We start from the raw sequence: 17,610 nt of genomic DNA, 5'->3' as shown, positions 1-17,610 counted from the left end.
GGAAAATCAATGAGTATAGAAACCATTCTTCCAATAGACCAGAGCGCCGTCACCGAGCTGTCCCGCAGCAAGCAGGAGCCGGAATGGATGACAGCTCTTCGTACGGAAGGGCTCACGCTCGCGGGACAATTGGAATTGCCCAAATTGGAAAAAACGAGAATTGACCGTTGGGACATCAACGCCTACGGAGCTTATAAGAAACAAGCCGAAATATCGTCGATCGATGAATTGCCGGAAGCGGCAAAAAATTTATCCAATCCGGATAATCTTATCATTCAGCGCAACAGCAGCATTGTCTTTAACCGTGTAGCCGGCCAGTTGAAGCAGAAAGGTGTCATTTTCACCGATTTGGAAACAGCTGTTCTCCAGCATCCCGAGCTCGTTCAGTCTTATTTCATGAAGGCTGTTGCCGCCAATGAGAATCGGATTACTGCTTTGCATACGGCACTTTGGAGCGGTGGCATATTCATTTACATTCCCAAAGATGTAGTCGTGGAAATTCCTTTACAAGCTTTGTTTATAACCGACGATGCCGAAGCCAGCTTTGTTCCGCATGTGATCATTGTGGCTGAATCTTTCAGCTCCGTGACCTATGTGGAAAACTTTATTTCTTCCGGAGCCGGCGCACCGCTTGTGCAAAATGGAGTCGTTGAAATCTATGTGAAGCCAGGCGCCAAGGTGCGGTTTGCATCCATTCATAATATGGGAGAAACGATCACAGATCTTACCTATCGACGTGCGATAGTTGAGAATGACGCCAGCATAGAATGGATCATCGGTGAGATGAACTACGGCAACTGCATGTCGGACACGACCTCGATCCTGAGAGGCAATGGCTCCGAATCGGATGCCAAAGTCATCTGTGTTGGAACCGAAGAGCAAAAGCTCAATCTGACGACCCGCGCTGTGCATTTTGGCAAAAGCTCGAACAGCGACATGATTACCCGGGCGGTCATGAGAGACAGCTCAACAGCGATCATCAATGGGATCAGCAAGATTGAAAAAGGTGCAACCGGCGCGAATGGACAGCAAACGGAGAAAGTGTTAATGCTGAGTCCCAAAGCCCGTGGAGATGCGAATCCAATCCTGCTTATCGATGAAGATGATGTGAAAGCAGGACATGCAGCGAGTGTAGGTCAGGTCAATCCTGAACAAGTTCATTATTTGATGTCTCGCGGTATTACTAAGGATGAAGCTCAGCGCTTGATCATTTACGGGTTTTTGGCTCCGGTTGTGTCCCAAATTCCTATCAGCAACATCGAAGAGCAGCTGCAGCGTCTGGTAGAGAGGAAGTTGGGACAATGAAGGCTTCGGAGCTGAGGGAATTTTTTCCCATATTGCACCAGGAAGTTAACGGGCATCCCCTCGTTTATCTGGATAATGCAGCCACTTCGCAGAAGCCTGTTTCGGTGATTGAAGCACTGAAGCATTACTATGAATGGGATAATTCCAATGTTCATAGAGGTGTTCACACCCTTGGATCGCGAGCCACTGATGCTTATGAAGGAGCTCGCGAGAAAGTAGCCAAATTCATCCATGCCGGCAGTGAACAAGAAATTGTCTTTACCCGCGGTACGACAACAGCTATCAATATTGTGGCCACCAGCTACGCCCGGTCCGTCCTCCGTGAAGGCGATGAGATTGTGATAACTCCCATGGAGCATCACAGCAATCTGATTCCTTGGCAGCAGGCAGCCAAAGCTACAGGAGCCACATTAAAATATATCCCACTGCAAAAGGATGGCACGATTTCCTTGGCGGATGTGGAGAATGTGATTACAGATCGCACCAAAATCGTCTCCATCGTTTATATATCCAATGTCCTCGGTGTGATCAATCCGATTAAAGAAATTGCTCGGATTGCTCACAAGCATGGCGCGAAAATTATGGTCGATGGAGCACAAAGCACACCTCATATGAAGGTGGACGTCCAGGATTTGGACTGCGACTTCTACGCCTTCTCCGGGCACAAAATGTGTGGACCTACCGGAATCGGGGTATTATATGGCAAGAAGTCTATTTTGGAGAACATGGAACCGATCGAATTCGGAGGGGAAATGATCGACCATGTAGACTTGCAAAACTCCACCTGGAAGGAGCTGCCTTGGAAATTTGAAGGCGGTACGCCGATTATTGCCGGAGCTGTAGGGCTGGGTGCGGCGATTGATTACTTGCAGCAAGTGGGCATGGATGAAATTTTGCAGCATGATATGAAGCTGGCAGAGTATGCTCTCGAACGTATGACCAAGATTGAAGGTCTTACCGTTTATGGGCCGCAAGTGAATCGTGCAGGATTGGTGACCTTTAATTTAGGCGATGTTCACCCTCATGATGTGGCCACTGTACTAGATTCACAAGGAATCGCCATACGTGCAGGCCATCATTGCTGCCAGCCGCTAATGAGATGGATGGAGGAATCCTCTACGGCTCGCGCCAGCTTCTATTTATATAACACGGAAGATGACGTAGACCAGCTCGTGAAAGGATTACAAAAAACAAAGGAGTACTTTGGCTATGCAATTGGATGATTTATACCGTAGAGTCATTATGGATCATTATAAAACACCACGCAATCACGGCACCTTTGAATCCTCCGATGCGCTTACGATCGATATGAACAATCCGACCTGCGGAGATAAAATTTCGCTGCAGATGCAAATAGAAGACGGCATTGTGAAGGATGCCAGGTTTACAGGTGAAGGTTGTTCTATCAGTTTATCTTCCGCTTCGATGATGACGGATGCCGTAAAAGGCAAAACAATCGAGGAAGCGCTCGAGCTCGCAGATAACTTTTCCGGCATGATGAAAGGCGAGAGCGTGGAATTTGAATATGAGGATATTGAGGCATTCTCGGGTGTCAACAAAGTCCCAGCAAGAATCAAATGCGCAACGCTGGCATGGAATGCCATGCGTAAGGGTATTATTCAAAGCAAGCTGCAAGAATCTTGAAAAAAATTATAGGAGGTAAGAATCATGGCTAAACAAATGCCCGATCTTGAGGATTATAAATATGGCTTCCGTGACGAGCACAAATCCATATTCCAATCCGGTAAAGGCTTGACTCGCGAGATTGTTGCCGAGATTTCCAGCATGAAAGGCGAACCCGAATGGATGCTCAACTTCCGTCTGAAATCGCTCGAGCAATTCTTCAGTATGCCGATGCCGCGTTGGGGCGGTAACATGGATGACCTGGATTTCAATGATATCCAGTACTATGTAAAGCCTTCAGAGAAGCAAGGAAAGACGTGGGAGGAAGTTCCTACGGAGATCAAGGAAACGTTCGACAAGCTGGGTATTCCGGAAGCGGAGCAAAAGTTCCTGGCTGGTGTGTCCGCTCAGTATGAGTCTGAGGTTGTTTACCACAGCATGCAAAAAGAGCTGGAGGACCAAGGTGTTATCTTTACAGATACGGACAGCGCTCTTCGTGAATATCCGGAGCTGTTCAGAGAGCATTTCGGAACAATCATACCTCCGAGCGACAACAAGTTTGCCGCACTGAACAGTGCAGTATGGTCCGGAGGCAGCTTCATTTATGTGCCGAAGGGCGTTAAATGCGAAGTGCCGCTGCAAGCCTACTTCCGGATCAACTCGGAGAACATGGGCCAATTCGAGCGCACGCTTATCATCACCGATGAAGAGAGCTTTGTGCACTATGTTGAGGGCTGTACAGCTCCAATCTACAGCACCAACTCTTTGCACAGTGCAGTCGTAGAAATCATCTGCAAAAAGAACTCCCGTGCCCGTTACACGACTATTCAAAACTGGGCGCCTAACATTTATAACCTTGTTACCAAACGTGCCGTTGCCGAAGAAGGAGCAACCATGGAGTGGGTAGATGGAAACATCGGTTCCAAGCTCACCATGAAGTATCCAGCTGTTATCTTAAAAGGCCGCGGTGCCAAAGGTATGGTGCTTTCCATTGCAGTAGCAGGCAAAGGCCAGCATCAAGATGCTGGAGCCAAAATGACACACCTTGCGCCTGATACTACATCGACCATTGTCTCCAAGTCGATTTCCAAGCACGGAGGTAAAGTAACCTATCGGGGACTAGCTTCCTTCGGGCGGAATTCCCAAGGCTCCAAAGCCAATATCAAGTGCGATACGCTTATTATGGATAAGGAGTCGACTTCCGATACGATTCCTTACAACGAAATCATGAACGACAACATAACTTTGGAGCATGAAGCTACCGTATCCAAGGTATCCGAGGATCAATTGTTTTACCTCATGAGCCGTGGATTAACCGATGCTGAAGCTACTCAAATGATCGTTATGGGCTTCATCGAGCCGTTCACGAAAGAACTCCCCATGGAGTACGCTGTGGAGATGAACCGTCTGATCAAGTTTGAGATGGAAGGAAGCATAGGGTAACCTTTATTTACTAAGGGGTTTCAGGATATAACAATTTGGCTTTCATACTTGCGTGTCCGAGCTTTTCGGACACGTTTTTTTATTGTAATTTTTAACAAATAATTGACTTTATAAAGTAATTGCTTTAATATAAAAGTATGGATAAATTATCCTGCATCTAATACCATGTGGATGGGACCAAAGGGCTCTCCGGCAGTTTTTCGAGCAAAATGGATCGATGGCAATAACACTCTTGCCGGCGCTTGGGAATGGCCAGGTGGTGGGTATCAAGCTCTGATGACCAGAATCAACAGCAATTAATTGGGACATCTGCATATTTGCGCCTTCCTTGCCTCAACCTATAGAGGAGCAATCACCCCTAGAGGAAGAAGGAGTAGAACATCCATGCGGCTATTCTCTAAACAGACGGCTGTGATATCAATTATAGTAGTCATGGCAATTACAACGGCTTGCGCGAATATTTATCAAGCAAAAAAAAGCGCCCAACCGCCAGAAAATAATCAGCAAAAGGGTATACAAACACAAAGTATTAACGATGCTGTAATTGCCGTGAAAACAATTGGAACCCATACTTATATACCAGTAAACGATCTGGCTAAAGTGCTGCAATATCAAACGAATTGGTCGAGTCCCCGGAAAAATCTTCAGCTTGGAGATACCGACGCCAATTATGAAATACAAATAAATACAACCCGTGCTCTAAAGAGCGGGGAAGCCATTCAAGTGAATCAACCCTTTCTCTTGCAAGGTGATTCAGCTTATTTACCGGTCTCGGCACTCGGCGATTTATTTCAAGAGGATATGTCCTATGACATCCGAGATGGGCAGCTGCTTATTCATCCTTCTTTGAAGGGTATCTCCAGTATGTCTATGCAAGAAGTCGACTCCAGCCATACCTCCGGTCAATCCGAATTAAATTTCGCCGATGACCCGACAGATCCAAACAAAGCCAGTCTCCAAACAAGCTCGCGGATGAATCAAAGGAAAATGGACTATTCGATTTCTGTATTGAAACAAATCGATCTTAATGCTGTGATTCAGACTGCAGAGAAGTATTTGGGAGTTCCATATCAATTCGGAGCTGGCCCTTTCCCGCAAACAGGAAGTTTTGATTGTTCCGCATTTACGCAATATGTGTTTGGCAAAAATGGGGTCAAGCTGCCGAGGCTCTCTCGTCAGCAAGCTGAAACGGGTACACTGATCAGCAGAAATAACCTGCGCATAGGAGATTTGTTGTTCTTCTCTGTTCCCGGCAGATTTAAAACAAACCAAACTGTAGGTCATGTTGGGATTTATAAGGGAAACATGCAAATGATTCATGCTTCATCCAAACCCGAGAATGGAGTGCAGATATCAAACATCGATAGCGCCTACTGGAAAGGCACATTTCTTCGTGCGAGGCGTGTAGCTGTTTGACTCAGCTGTGTTCCAGGAAAAGCCTTTCCCAGGTGGAAGGCTTTTTCCTTTTGTTGGCTTAACGAATCATGAAACGAAATGAGCTCTGATACGTTTTACTTATTATCAAACTCATGGAAGAATGAACTGGGAGGGATTGTAGATGAAAATAGTTTTGTTTGTTAAACTTGAGGATGGCAGTGTGAACAACATTAGCGAAAGACCTTGGGACGACAAAATCATCGCTTGCATAGATGCGGCGAATTACCTCGTTGTCGGGGGTCAGGAATATGAAATGATTGAAGGCAGGCTCAATCTGGATTTGGAACAATTTGAGCTGCTGCTTAGAACAGTGGATGAACAAGGATCCAAAGAAAAGGAGTGAGGCTCCAATATGAAGAACCAATCGGATCATCAAGAACAGCCCGAGGACAAATCGAAGAAGGCAGCACCTGCCAGGCCTCTCAAAGTATTATCGACATCGCTTGGTCTCATGCTGGCTGGTCATCTGCTGCTGGTTCCGGCGTTACCGGCAGCTGAAGCCGCGGCACCCAGTTCAAGCCCGACTGCGGCTGCGGCAGCAAATCCAAAGCTGGTAGAGTGGTCTTCGGAAGATGTCAAAGCCTATTATAACCCAGCAGTGGATTGGAGTATTCCTCTTCCGAAGCTGGACAGCACTTCAAACGGAGGGCAAGCATCTCCGACACCAAGCCCGGGAACGACTGGCAGCGGGTCTACCACGATCATTAACAACAATAACGGCGGTCATGGCGGCGGCTTTGGCTTCGGGGGCGGGTTTGGCTGGGATGATTTACTTTTATATCATATGATTTTTAATATGGGAAGCCCTTATTCCTCCAGCAGTTGGGTGGGCAGCAGGCCATCATATGATTATAGAACGAATCAGCCTTATACACCGCCTTCCAGTACGAATCGATCGTTTGCCAATCAACCGGCTGCCGATAAGACAACGCCGCGCACAAACAGCAGAACGGGAAGCTTTTCGACGAATAAATCTTCTTCAGGCTCTGTATCAAGCTCGCAATCATCATCGTCGTCATCGTCATCCTCAAGCTCCAAATCGACCTCATCTTCTTCTGGCAGCATTGGCGGTACGTCGAGCGGGTTTAGTTCTTCTTCCGGAGGTTAAATCTGATGGTGTTTGAAATACTTGGCCTTCCTGCAGAAAATCGCGCAGCCAGAGTGAAGCAGCTGGCTGATCTTGGTTTTATCTGGGCTGATTTAGGTGATGAAGCTTATTGGCTGGATCAATTAGTGGGTATTGAAGAATCTGTTTATCAGCAGCTTTTGGTCGCTGGCAATCATTTATGGAGCATTTTTGATAAAACGGCTCGGTTTGTCATAGGTCGGACAGATCTTTATGAGGCATTGTCGATTCCAGAGGTGTTATGGGAAGGTTTGAACCGTCTGGCCCCTAATGCACCAGGACGGATAAGTCGGTATGCCAGGTTTGATTTTGCTTTGTCGGAAGCCGGACAAATTAAACTGCTTGAGCTGAATGCCGATACGCCAACCGGATATGTGGAAGCTTCGATAGCAACACCCTGGATGTGCGAGCAGGAAGGGCTCTTTTCGCCAAATGTATTAATGCCTGAATTGCTTCGTCGCGCCTGGAACGAGGAGGCGCCTGAGTATGCGGCCTGTATCGCCTATGGGGAACATGCTGAAGATACTGGAACTATCGATGCTTTGGTTCGACACAGCGGGAGGAGCATCACATGCATCGATTGTCTCCAGATATGGATCGATGAAGGCATGGTCAAAGATATGAATAACAATGTGATTCGCAGCATGTTTGCCCTTTATCCGAAGGAATGGATGGGTATAGATGACGGCGGTGAAGCACTTGCTTTTGCGGTGGAAGAGGGAAACCTGAAGCTGTTTAATTCATTGCATGCGATAATTCTTCAATCCAAAGGCCTGCAAGCGGTCATATGGGGACTTCATGAATTAGAAGCAGGCTTCTTCACAGAGCTCGAGCACAAAATGATAGAAGCCTACATGCTTCCGACCTATAATATGCCGGTACTTGAAGGTGATTATGTGTCCAAATCCATGTTTGGCCGTGAGGGCGGTTCCGTTCAGATGTTCAATCAGAGCGGGGAACTGGAAGAAAAAGATGCTGCAGGCTTTGACACGAGCCTTTATTTTAGCAGAGTCTATCAACAGCGCGCAGATTTGCCAAAGCTTCAATTGGGCGGACAGGAGCTGCACTTGTTAACGGGACTATTTGTCATCGATGGAGTGCCGTGCGGGTTACTGGGACGTGCCGGCGGATTGATAACCGGCAATTCGAGCCATTTCGTGGCTATAGGAGTGAGACGAAAGTGAGAGGAAACCGAATTTGGCTGATGGCCGCGGCGGCAGTGGTGATTATCGGCATCTGTTGGATCATTGGCTCGGCAGGAAATAAGAAGCCGTCCGTGCTGCAACCTACCAACAGTAAAGCCCAAACCCAAAATGCACAGCAAGCCGGCTCGACATCCGTAGTGCCGTGGGATTATAAATTGGTGGAGGCCAAGGTTGGAGATTTGGTTGGCAATGAGATGGTGATCCTGCCCGATAATACAATGCTCAAAAACGACCAAAATTTTGCAACTGGTGATACAATTGAGATATTGAGCTTTATGAGTGCGGAAATGATCACAGACAGCTCCGGACGAAATGATATTAAACTATCGCCATGGCAGCCGATCAAAACCTTCAAGACGAAAGCTGAGGCCGATAAAGATATAACGGATTTGAAAAAGGAAATCAAAACCGACGTGGATTTGGTCGGTGTATACAAAACGGAGAATGAGGGTCAATTCCGATATTTTGCCGTTGTGACGATGCCAACAGGCCAAAAAGTCAAACAGCCCATTCCAGAGGATCGCTATATCAGCTTTAAAAGCTTGAAGCAGGTACCGGTTGTGCTGGAGGAAGTACACGATTTTAATAATTATGACCAGACTATGGCCAAATTTAGGGGGTGGGCGCAGTGATCGCTTTGAATATCATCATCAGCTTATTGGTGGTTATTTTGCTTCAATTTGCGGGGATGTATGTATTTAGCCTGATGACGCCGTACAAGGATATGGAAGAGATTAATAGAGGCAACCTGGCGGTAGGGTTAACCATGGGTGGTAAATTCCTGGCGACTGCCATTATTCTGGCCATTGCCGCTTACACGAATTCTTCCATATGGCATATGGGCCTATGGTTCTTAGTCGGTTATGCTTGTCTTCTCGCAACTTACTGGGTTTTCGATTGGTTAACGCCCGGCTTCAGCTTATCCAAACAGCTGCAGGAAGGCAATGTGGCTGTAGGAACCTTGTTGGCATGTGTTTATGTCGGGATTGCTCTGGCTATCGGAAGCTTGATCATTTAATGAAGGCCTGCATGTCTACTGAAATAATTTCGACTCCGGATCGATAGGACAAATCAAAGAATTGGTTATCGATTTGAACGAGCGGTTTGAAGAAATCATTAGGATTCGTCATGATTATCGTTCCTGAACGGCCATCCGACAGGATCACCTGCTTGCCAATAAAATTGGGGATCATATGCTTGATAAAGACGTGGGCGGCTTCCGGATCGAGTTCACCAAAGCTCATCCGGTACAGCTCTTTAAGGACAATGAGCATATCTCGCTTTTCCTGATAAACACGCCTGCAGATCATCGCGCTGTATACGTCGGCAACGGCGACAATTTTGGCATAGGCGTGAATGTCTTCATTCTTTTTACCCATGGGATAACCACGTCCATCCAGTCGTTCATGATGCTGCAATGTGGCCATGGAAAGAGCATGATCATGAAACGATTGATCGATAATTTCGTAGCCGTAAATCGTATGTCGTTTGATTTCCGCGAACTCGGCATCGTCCAACCGGCCTGGTTTTTTTAGGATGACGCTGTCTATTTTGCATTTGCCTATATCATGAAGATATCCGGCTTTACCGATCTTCAAGGATTCTTGATCGGATTTACCGAGCCATTTTGCTATATAGTAAGAAAGCATACCCACCTGAACGCTATGCTGATAGGTGTAATCATCTTTGCTGTTTAAGGACAGAAGCAGGGATACGACGTCATTTTCATGCTGAAAGCTGTTGATCAGCGGATTAAAAGCTGCCTGGACTTCTTCATCTTGAATGAGCCCTTCCAGAGCCGCAATATCAAAGAGACTTTTTATTCCTTCAATAGCATTTGTGAATGCCAGAGCTTGCTCCTCGTGGAATGTGGTAGCAATACTTTCAGTTTGCTGAGTCTGTTCAATATAACGAGGACTAATTTCCACATATTCAATATTGTGGTTGTTGAGCTTCTGGATATCTTCCACATTCAGAAGGGTACCTTTGGAGATCACATTTAATCCAAGCACGTTGAAAGTATCACTGATTAATATGTCCCCGACCGCCAATTTTTCCACATGAATTCTCATATTGAACCCCTTCAAAACTTCTGCAGCTTTTTTTGCACATCAATAATTGTATAGTAACAATAAGAGGCAGGCTTTACAATACTAATAATTACATATTATTACATACCGATAAAGCGGCTGTACAGGCTTTTAGCCAATGCAGGGTCATTCGTTCCCTGTATAAGGGCTCGACCATCGGGAAAAAGCACCATAGTCAGCTCCGAGTTTACGTGGAATCGAAGCAAGAAACGGTTTCTCTCAACGAAACCCAAAGGCTTCAAACGCGCCTCCCAATCATCCAGCTGAAATAAAGCTGCTTCTACAGGGTTAATTTGCACTGAATTTCGGCCGCACAAGGTTTGAATCGTACTCCCCTCAATGGTCAAATTCAAATAATCAAACTCGCGGCGCGCGCATGCCGGACAATTCTTCTTGCGAGCCGAAGAAACATTGATGGAGGAAAATTGATTAAACCAAAGATCCCACTGCTGCATCCCTGGATTCAAGTGCTCCGAATCTCCGACGAGCAGCTTCAATGCCTCTGTAGCTTGAAAAGATGCAACGACATGAATAATCCCGCCAATGACGCCGGCCGTATCGCAGGTTTCCGTTGTCCCTGGTGCAGGTGCTTGCGGAAAAAGGCAGCGAAGGCAGGGCGTTTGCCCGGGAATAATCGTCAGTGCTACCCCTCTTGAAGCAACAGCCCCTCCATAAATCCATGGAATCCCAAGCTTTACACAAGTATCATTTATAAGAAACCGTACGGCAAAATTGTCGGTTCCATCCAGGACCACATCCACTCCGCCAAGCAGGGCTTCGGCATTCGTACTGTTTAAATCGATAACATTCGACTCAATAGTGACCTGCGAGTTCACCGAGCGAAGTCTCTGGGCGGCTGCTTCTGCCTTGGGTACGTAGTTTTCCGCATCCTGCTCATCATAGAGCATTTGCCGCTGGAGATTGCTCGTTTCCACAAAATCCCGGTCAATCAGGCGAATGTATCCAACACCTGCTCGTGCCATATGATTGGCAAGTACTGTCCCTAATGCCCCCATTCCTACAATTGCCGCCTTGGCCGAATTCAGCTTGCGTTGACCTGACTCGCCAATCGGAGAGAACAGAATTTGCCGCGAGTAACGTGGATCTATCGGAAGAAGTTTATCGTGCTCCATAAACGTTTACTCCTTGCTGCCATCAAAGGGCGTTTCTGTCGGATTCCAGGGACCGGTTTGACTGCCTTTCCACTCGGACCCATCCTCCCAAATTTCTTTTTTCCAAATAGGTACAATTTGTTTCAAGCGTTCAATGGCATAGCGGCTCGCCTCATAACAAATCGCCCGGTGCGGTGAAGATACCGCAATGACAATACTGATTTCCCCAATGCCTACTTGCCCAAGTCTATGGGAGATCGCGCACAATGCGCCTGGCCATTTAATGTCGATTTCCCGGCCAATTTGGGCCATTGTTTTCAATGCCATCGGGCGATAGGCTTCATATTCCAAAAGAACCGTTCGCTGTCCATAAGTAAATTCTCTCGTTGTACCAACAAAAGCAAGCGAAGCCCCATGGTTCGGGGTGATCACTTTAGCGGTAACGGCAGAGACGTCGATAGAGTCATCTGTGAGAGTAAAAAGCTCCTCCTCCATCAACGACTTAGCTTCCGCTTCTCCCTGCCCCCCGGAAACAGGTGGGATTAAAGCAATCTCATCCGCAGCCGTAAGTATGGCCTCATCATCTGCATAAGCCTGATTCACAGCAAAAAAGCAAGAGCTGAGCGTCTGAACAGCGTTAGGAAACTGCCTTATCAATAGCTCCTTTAATTGTCCGGCTGTCATTGACTCCTGATCCAAAGGGACCTCAAGGACAGGAGCTCCGAGCAGTTCAATAAGGCCTGCAAATAGTTGGATCTCTAGCTTCATGGCGGTGTGTTCCCCTTGTCTTTTTCACCAGCATATCATATTTTTAGACTTAAATGATATAATGGTTAAAGTGTGTTTACTTCCACTAAAGAGGTGACCGGCTTGGCCAATGACTTACTAAAATTAGTGATTTTACATAGCAATGATCTGCACAGCCATTTTGACCAAATGCCCAAGCTGGCCGCTTATTTTCATAAAGTCAGGCAGCAGGCTCCGGCGGATTCGGTGTTGACGCTGGATATCGGAGATCATATGGATCGCATGTTTGCGGAGACGGAAGGCAGCGGCGGTATGGCCAATTTGGATATTATGAATGCTTCCGGCTATGAAGCGATGGTGCTGGGCAATAATGAAGGCTTGACCTTTACTCCGGATGAGCTGGGCTCGATTTTTCGCAGACATGCCGGATTTCCCGTAATCGGCAGCAATCTGCTTGACAAGAAGACCCAGCTGACCCCGGACTGGCTCGTCCCGTACCAGATCGTGCGCAAGGCAGGCCTGCGCATCGGCCTGATCGGGGTCACGGCGGCGTTTACCGAGTATTACGATTTACTCGGCTGGCACGTGACCGACCCGGTCGAAGCCGCAGCCCACTACGCGGGGCTGCTGCGGCCCGAGGTCGAGGTGCTGATCGTGCTCTCGCACCTCGGGTTAAAGCTGGATGAGCGTCTGGCCCAAGAGATCGATGGCATCGATCTCATCCTGGGCGGGCACACGCATCATGTCTTCGAGGAGCCGTTCTATCTCAGCGGCACCTATCTGTGCGCGGCCGGCAAGTTCGGCCAGTACGCCGGCCATGTCGAGCTCGCCTACGATCCGGCTGAGCGCCGGATCCGCGAGCTTCAAGGCCGCGTTGTCGACGTCTCGGCCGAAGAGCCGGACAGCCGCGTGGCCGCGCTGCTGGAGCAGTACCGCAGGTCCAGCCGCGAAGTGCTGGACCTCGAGGCATCGAGGCTGCAGCAACCGCTCAGCCTCGATTGGTATGGCGAGTCCCCGCTCGGCAACCTGCTTGCCGCGGGGCTTCGCCGTTGGACCGGCGCCGATATCGGCCTGGTCAACAGCGGGCAGCTCCTTCAGGGGCTGAAGGAGGGCAGTGTGTCGCGGGGGCGGCTGCTCGAGATCTGCCCGGGGCCGATCAATCCGTGCCGCATCCTGCTGCGCGGGTCTGATTTGCAGCAAGCGCTCGAAGAGTCGCTGCTGGAGGAGTTCAAGGCAAAGCCGATTCGCGGACTCGGCTTTCGCGGGGAGGTGCTGGGCGTCCTCTGCCTCGACGGCGTGACCGTCGAATATGACGCCTCGCGCCCTCCCCTGCGGCGAATCGTTTCCGCTGCAGTTGGCGGGCAGCCGCTTGAAGCGGATCGCGAGTACTTGGTCGGCACGATCGATATGTTCACCTTCGGGGCGGGCTACCTTTCGTTAAAGAACGGCAGACAGGTTGAATATCTGCTGCCCGAATTTCTGCGGGATGTCCTGGCCGCAGAACTGCGGAATGAAGCAGCCGTGCAAGCCAGCACCGAAACCCGCCATTGGATAGAGAAATAAGTTGAAAATTGACAATCCCGGGGTGATTATTCGCAGGGATTGTCAACAGCACCACCTTGGGAGTACAATAAATAATTGGACAGGGGTTCTAATCATTACTCGTAAAACTCAAGATGATGCTTACGAGGTCAGTTATACTCCATAAATCTCTAAGGAGGAGCTTATGCTACACTATTGGCAAGCTGTTATTATCGGAATCATCGAAGGTTTAACGGAGTTTTTGCCGGTATCTTCAACAGGACACATGATTCTGACGCAAAAACTGTTGAATATTTCCGAAGACAATCAAACGATGAAAGCATTTGAAATTATTATCCAATTGGGAGCCATTTTGGCGGTACTCCTGATTTATTGGAGAAGGGTATTATCTCTATTTGGGCTTGCCAAGATCAGAGAACAAGGTCAAAGCCTAAATGGATCGAAGCTGAATCTGATGCATATTTTGATCGGGATTGTTCCGGTGATGCTGCTCGCGTTCATTTTCAACAATGCCATTCAAAAGTATCTCTTTTCTCCGACAACGGTTATCATTGGGCTTGTTTTGGGGGGCATTCTGATGATTGTCGCTGAAAAACAAAAGGACAGGCCTACCGCTGAGACTGTAGATCAAATCACTTATCGGCAAGCTTTTTACATAGGCTTGTTTCAGATTCTCTCCTTATGGCCGGGCTTTTCTCGCTCAGGATCAACCATTGCAGGAGGTTTGCTGTCCGGCGTGAACCGGGCGGCTTCGGCAAATTTTACATTTATTATGGCTATTCCGGTTATGTTTGCGGCAACAGGCTATACATTGCTGAAAAGCTACAAGACCTTGTCTTCGAACGATATGGGTTTTTTCATCATTGGCTTTGTCATTTCCTTTATCGTGGCGCTGCTTGCCGTAGTCTCCTTTATTAAATTCGTGTCAAGCATGAAACTGACCTATTTTGCCTACTATCGCTTTATCCTTGCAGCCGTGTTTGCCTTATATCTTTGGTTAGGCTAAGCCCTTGCACTTTCTGCAAAAAAACCGTGTCGAAAGAGAGGCCACTGAAAAAGTCCTTTATACAGAAAAGGTACAATCTCTCAAGATCTTTGAGAAGATAGTACCTTTTCTGTATAATTAAAGCATCAACCCGAGTAGGTGAGCCCGATGATTCAGCAACAACAATCCATAACTCTAAGCCCCTATATAGAACTTTATAACTTGATTATTCCCAAGGATAATATGTTGCGCCAAATCAATGAGTTGGTCGACTTCTCATTCGTGTACGAAGAACTGAAAGCGCGCTACTGTCTAGATAACGGTCGAAATGCGATCGACCCGATTCGCATGTTCAAGTACCTGCTATTGAAGGCGATCTTTGAACTGTCCGACATGGATATTGTTGAGCGCTCTCGGTACGATATGTCGTTTAAGTATTTTCTTGATATGGCGCCGGAAGAAGTGGTAATAGACGCTAGTTCTCTGACTAAGTTTCGGAAGCTGCGGCTGAAAGACATGAATCTGCTCGACATGCTCATTGGCAAAACAGTCGAAATTTCGCAGGAGAAGGGCATTATCACAAGCAAAGCAATCATTGTCGATGCGACCCATACGAAAGCACGCTACAATCAGAAATCCCCTCGTGAAATTTTGCTGGACCGCTCCCGAAAGCTGAGAAAAGCGGTCTACACGGCGGATGAGTCGCTGAAAGCCAAGCTCCCAGCAAAAAACACAAACGATGTGCTTGAGGACGAAATCGCCTACTGTCAAAAACTCATCGCCGTGCTTGAGGTAGAAGGCGGCATCTGCGAGCTTCCCAAGATCAAAGAACCGTTGAATCTGTTGAAAGAAACGGTCGCAGACGATCTGGAACAGCTACGGATCTCGGAAGACCAAGATGCACGGGTAGGTCACAAGAGCGCGGATTCCTCGTTTTTTGGATACAAAACCTACATTGCTATGACTGAGGAACGGATTATTACGGCAGCAGTTGTAACCACAGGCGAAAAGAATTGACGGCAAGCAACTGCAGACGCTGATTGAAAAAAGTAAAGCCGCCGGTATGGAGGTCAAAACAGTAATCGGAGATACCGCCTACTCGGAAAAGGAAAACATTAAGTACAGCAACGAAAGCGAACTTGAATTGGTGGCGAAACTAAATCCAGCGATTACGCAAGGAAATCGCAAGAAAGAGGATGAATTCCAGTTCAATAAGGATGCAGGCATGTATGTGTGCAAGGCAGGGCATATGGCGCTTCGGAAAGCACGGGGGGGAAAGAAAGACGTTGGGGCAAACCAAGTCGATACGTATTACTTCGATGTAGAAGTATGCAAGCGATGTCCAATGAGGGAAGGTTGTTACAAGGAAGGTGCAAAAAGTAAAACTTACTCGGTGAGCATTAAATCCGACGAACACACCGAACAAATGGCGTTCCAGAGTAGCGAATATTTCAAAACAAAAGCTAAGGAACGCTACAAGATTGAAGCGAAGAACAGCGAACTAAAACATAGACACGGGTATGACGTAGCGTCATCTTCGGGTCTTGTCGGCATGGAGTTGCAAGGCGCAATGGCGATTTTCACGGTTAACCTAAAGCGAATATTGAAGCTTATGAAGTGAAAACCCCTTCTGAATGACCTGCTATAGCAATGAAAAGACGACCAAGCAACCAAAATTTGGATGCTTGGTCGTCTCTTATTTCATGACTTAGAGGCAACCCTGAAAAAATCGCAAGTTCTTCAGTGGCCTCGTCGAAAGATGCGGTTTTTTTTATTGCTCTTTTTTACCAAATCCGCTACATTTAATGAGAAGACTAGTGGATTTTACACATTATTCGGGGGTAAAATAATGCGTCTAATGCCAATAAACATGTGCCGCCCTGGCATGAGATTAGGCAAAACCATCTACAATGAAGAAGGAACCGTCTTGCTGGCCGTTAATGTGGAGCTAACCCAGCGGCTTTTGGATCGGTTGTATTATTATGGCATTGATTATTTGAATATTATGGATTCACGGTCCGACGATATCATTATTGAGGATGTTATTCATGAAACGACCCGAGTTAGGGGTGTACGTGAAATTCGCAACACCTTTCGCGTGCTGATGGAGGATTCGAGTAAAAAAAGCGCCGTGCATTATTATGATATTGGACGCAAGTTCCGGGAATTGATGACGACCATAATCGAGGATTTAAGCTCCCATCCTAATGCGATGGTGATGCTGACGAATATCAATGTGATGGATTCGTATTTATACCAACATTCCTTGAACGTGTGTATTTATACGACGATGCTGGGGATGAGCTTTGGCTACAACCGCGAGGATTTGATGACTCTGGGACTCGGCGCTCTTTTGCACGATGTTGGAAAGACGAGAATTAATCAGGACCTTTTAAACAAACCCGGGAAGTTAACCAAAGATGAGCTTGAAGAGATAAAGACGCATACGACAATTGGTTTTCGGATTTTAAAAGATGAACCGAATGTTCCCCTGATCTCGGCGCATTGTGCCTTTCAACACCATGAACGCTTGGACGGCAGCGGATATCCGCGGGGTATAGCCGGAAACCAAATTCACGAGTATGCCAGATGGATTGGAGTGGTGGATTCTTATGACGCCATGACGACAAGTCGGCAATACCGCGATCCGCTCCTGCCGCATGAAGCAATGGAACAGCTGTTTACCGGTTCGGGAACGTTGTACGATCAAGATAAGATCGCTATGTTTCGTGATAAAATAGCCATTTATCCGCTGGGGATGCCTGTTACATTGAATACAGGGGAAACCGGTATTATTTCCGACTTGAACAGATCGGTACCGCATCGTCCGATTGTGCGTATTTTCCAAGATGAAGCGGGACAAGAACTGAAGACCCCTTATGAAGTGGATTTGTCTTTTAAGCATACAATCCTGATTACAGCTGTGGGAGGTCGCAGCATTCAATCCGGCCAATCGAATAGTGGCATACAGCACTTTCATTAGATACAATAGAGA

The 17,610-nt window shown here is 47.3% G+C and carries 16 protein-coding genes and 1 pseudogene; 14 read left to right on the top strand and 3 right to left on the bottom strand.

Going from position 1 to position 17,610, the window contains the following annotated elements:
- Positions 1-9: 9 nt before the first annotated feature.
- The 10 genes from sufD to BLV33_RS11150 all read left to right on the top strand — a co-directional run bounded on the left by sufD (position 10) and on the right by BLV33_RS11150 (position 9,157).
- Positions 10-1,305 carry a Fe-S cluster assembly protein SufD gene (gene sufD, locus BLV33_RS11195; protein ID WP_090791050.1) on the top strand — a complete coding sequence of 432 codons (1,296 nt, stop codon included), beginning with the start codon at positions 10-12 and terminating at the stop codon, positions 1,303-1,305.
- Positions 1,302-2,528 (top strand): cysteine desulfurase, encoded by a 1,227-nt coding sequence (locus BLV33_RS11190; RefSeq protein ID WP_090791047.1) that lies wholly within the window; start codon positions 1,302-1,304, stop codon positions 2,526-2,528. The genes sufD and BLV33_RS11190 overlap by 4 nt, the downstream gene beginning before the upstream one ends.
- The gene (sufU, locus tag BLV33_RS11185; protein ID WP_090791044.1) at positions 2,515-2,949 is read left to right on the top strand and encodes a Fe-S cluster assembly sulfur transfer protein SufU; all 435 of its coding nucleotides are present in this window, start codon (positions 2,515-2,517) and stop codon (positions 2,947-2,949) included. The genes BLV33_RS11190 and sufU overlap by 14 nt, the downstream gene beginning before the upstream one ends.
- 24 nt (positions 2,950-2,973) lie before the next feature.
- Positions 2,974-4,371, top strand: a complete 1,398-nt coding sequence (sufB, locus tag BLV33_RS11180; RefSeq protein WP_090791041.1) for a Fe-S cluster assembly protein SufB — start codon at positions 2,974-2,976, stop codon at positions 4,369-4,371.
- Between the two features lie 384 nt (positions 4,372-4,755).
- Positions 4,756-5,787, top strand: a complete 1,032-nt coding sequence (locus BLV33_RS11175) for a C40 family peptidase (RefSeq protein ID WP_090791039.1) — start codon at positions 4,756-4,758, stop codon at positions 5,785-5,787.
- Between the two features lie 142 nt (positions 5,788-5,929).
- Positions 5,930-6,151: a hypothetical protein gene (locus BLV33_RS11170; protein ID WP_090791037.1), complete on the top strand. Its 222-nt coding sequence runs from the start codon at positions 5,930-5,932 to the stop codon at positions 6,149-6,151.
- Between the two features lie 9 nt (positions 6,152-6,160).
- A complete protein-coding gene (locus tag BLV33_RS11165; protein ID WP_216234750.1) occupies positions 6,161-6,916 on the top strand; it encodes a hypothetical protein in 756 nt (251 codons plus the stop codon).
- A 5-nt stretch (positions 6,917-6,921) separates the two neighbouring features.
- Complete coding sequence (locus BLV33_RS11160; protein ID WP_090791035.1) at positions 6,922-8,118, top strand: glutathionylspermidine synthase family protein; 1,197 nt, start codon at positions 6,922-6,924, stop codon at positions 8,116-8,118.
- Positions 8,115-8,771, top strand: coding sequence for a hypothetical protein (locus tag BLV33_RS11155; RefSeq protein ID WP_090791033.1), 657 nt, complete (start codon positions 8,115-8,117; stop codon positions 8,769-8,771). The genes BLV33_RS11160 and BLV33_RS11155 overlap by 4 nt, the downstream gene beginning before the upstream one ends.
- On the top strand, positions 8,768-9,157 hold the full coding sequence (locus BLV33_RS11150) for a DUF350 domain-containing protein (RefSeq protein ID WP_090791031.1): 390 nt from the start codon (positions 8,768-8,770) through the stop codon (positions 9,155-9,157). The genes BLV33_RS11155 and BLV33_RS11150 overlap by 4 nt, the downstream gene beginning before the upstream one ends.
- On the opposite strand, the gene BLV33_RS11145 is transcribed toward BLV33_RS11150, so the two are convergent.
- From BLV33_RS11145 to moaD, 3 genes are all read right to left on the bottom strand, one after another.
- Positions 9,150-10,211, bottom strand: coding sequence for an HD-GYP domain-containing protein (locus BLV33_RS11145; RefSeq protein ID WP_090791029.1), 1,062 nt, complete (start codon positions 10,209-10,211; stop codon positions 9,150-9,152). The two genes, BLV33_RS11150 and BLV33_RS11145, sit on opposite strands and share 8 nt — an antisense overlap.
- A 98-nt stretch (positions 10,212-10,309) precedes the next feature.
- Positions 10,310-11,362 (bottom strand): ThiF family adenylyltransferase, encoded by a 1,053-nt coding sequence (locus BLV33_RS11140; protein WP_090791027.1) that lies wholly within the window; start codon positions 11,360-11,362, stop codon positions 10,310-10,312.
- Positions 11,363-11,368: 6 nt separating this feature from the next.
- Positions 11,369-12,109, bottom strand: coding sequence for a molybdopterin converting factor subunit 1 (gene moaD, locus BLV33_RS11135; protein WP_090791025.1), 741 nt, complete (start codon positions 12,107-12,109; stop codon positions 11,369-11,371).
- 102 nt (positions 12,110-12,211) lie between these two features.
- Between moaD and BLV33_RS11130 the strand changes: the two genes are divergently transcribed.
- From BLV33_RS11130 to BLV33_RS11115, 4 genes and pseudogenes are all read left to right on the top strand, one after another.
- On the top strand, positions 12,212-13,651 hold the full coding sequence (locus BLV33_RS11130; protein ID WP_090791022.1) for a bifunctional metallophosphatase/5'-nucleotidase: 1,440 nt from the start codon (positions 12,212-12,214) through the stop codon (positions 13,649-13,651).
- A 163-nt stretch (positions 13,652-13,814) separates the two neighbouring features.
- Positions 13,815-14,636: an undecaprenyl-diphosphate phosphatase gene (locus BLV33_RS11125; protein ID WP_090791020.1), complete on the top strand. Its 822-nt coding sequence runs from the start codon at positions 13,815-13,817 to the stop codon at positions 14,634-14,636.
- 147 nt (positions 14,637-14,783) lie between these two features.
- A pseudogene (locus BLV33_RS11120) lies at positions 14,784-16,236 on the top strand (IS1182 family transposase).
- Positions 16,237-16,464: 228 nt separating this feature from the next.
- Entirely contained in the window at positions 16,465-17,598 is a 1,134-nt protein-coding gene (locus BLV33_RS11115; RefSeq protein WP_090791017.1) for an HD-GYP domain-containing protein, read from the top strand.
- The last annotated feature ends 12 nt before the right edge of the window (positions 17,599-17,610 follow it).

Source organism: Paenibacillus sp. GP183 (assembly GCF_900104695.1).
Lineage (GTDB): Bacteria > Bacillota > Bacilli > Paenibacillales > NBRC-103111 > Paenibacillus_AI.
The sequence above is the reverse complement of the archived record's forward strand: the minus strand, read 5'-3'. Positions and strand labels throughout refer to the sequence as shown.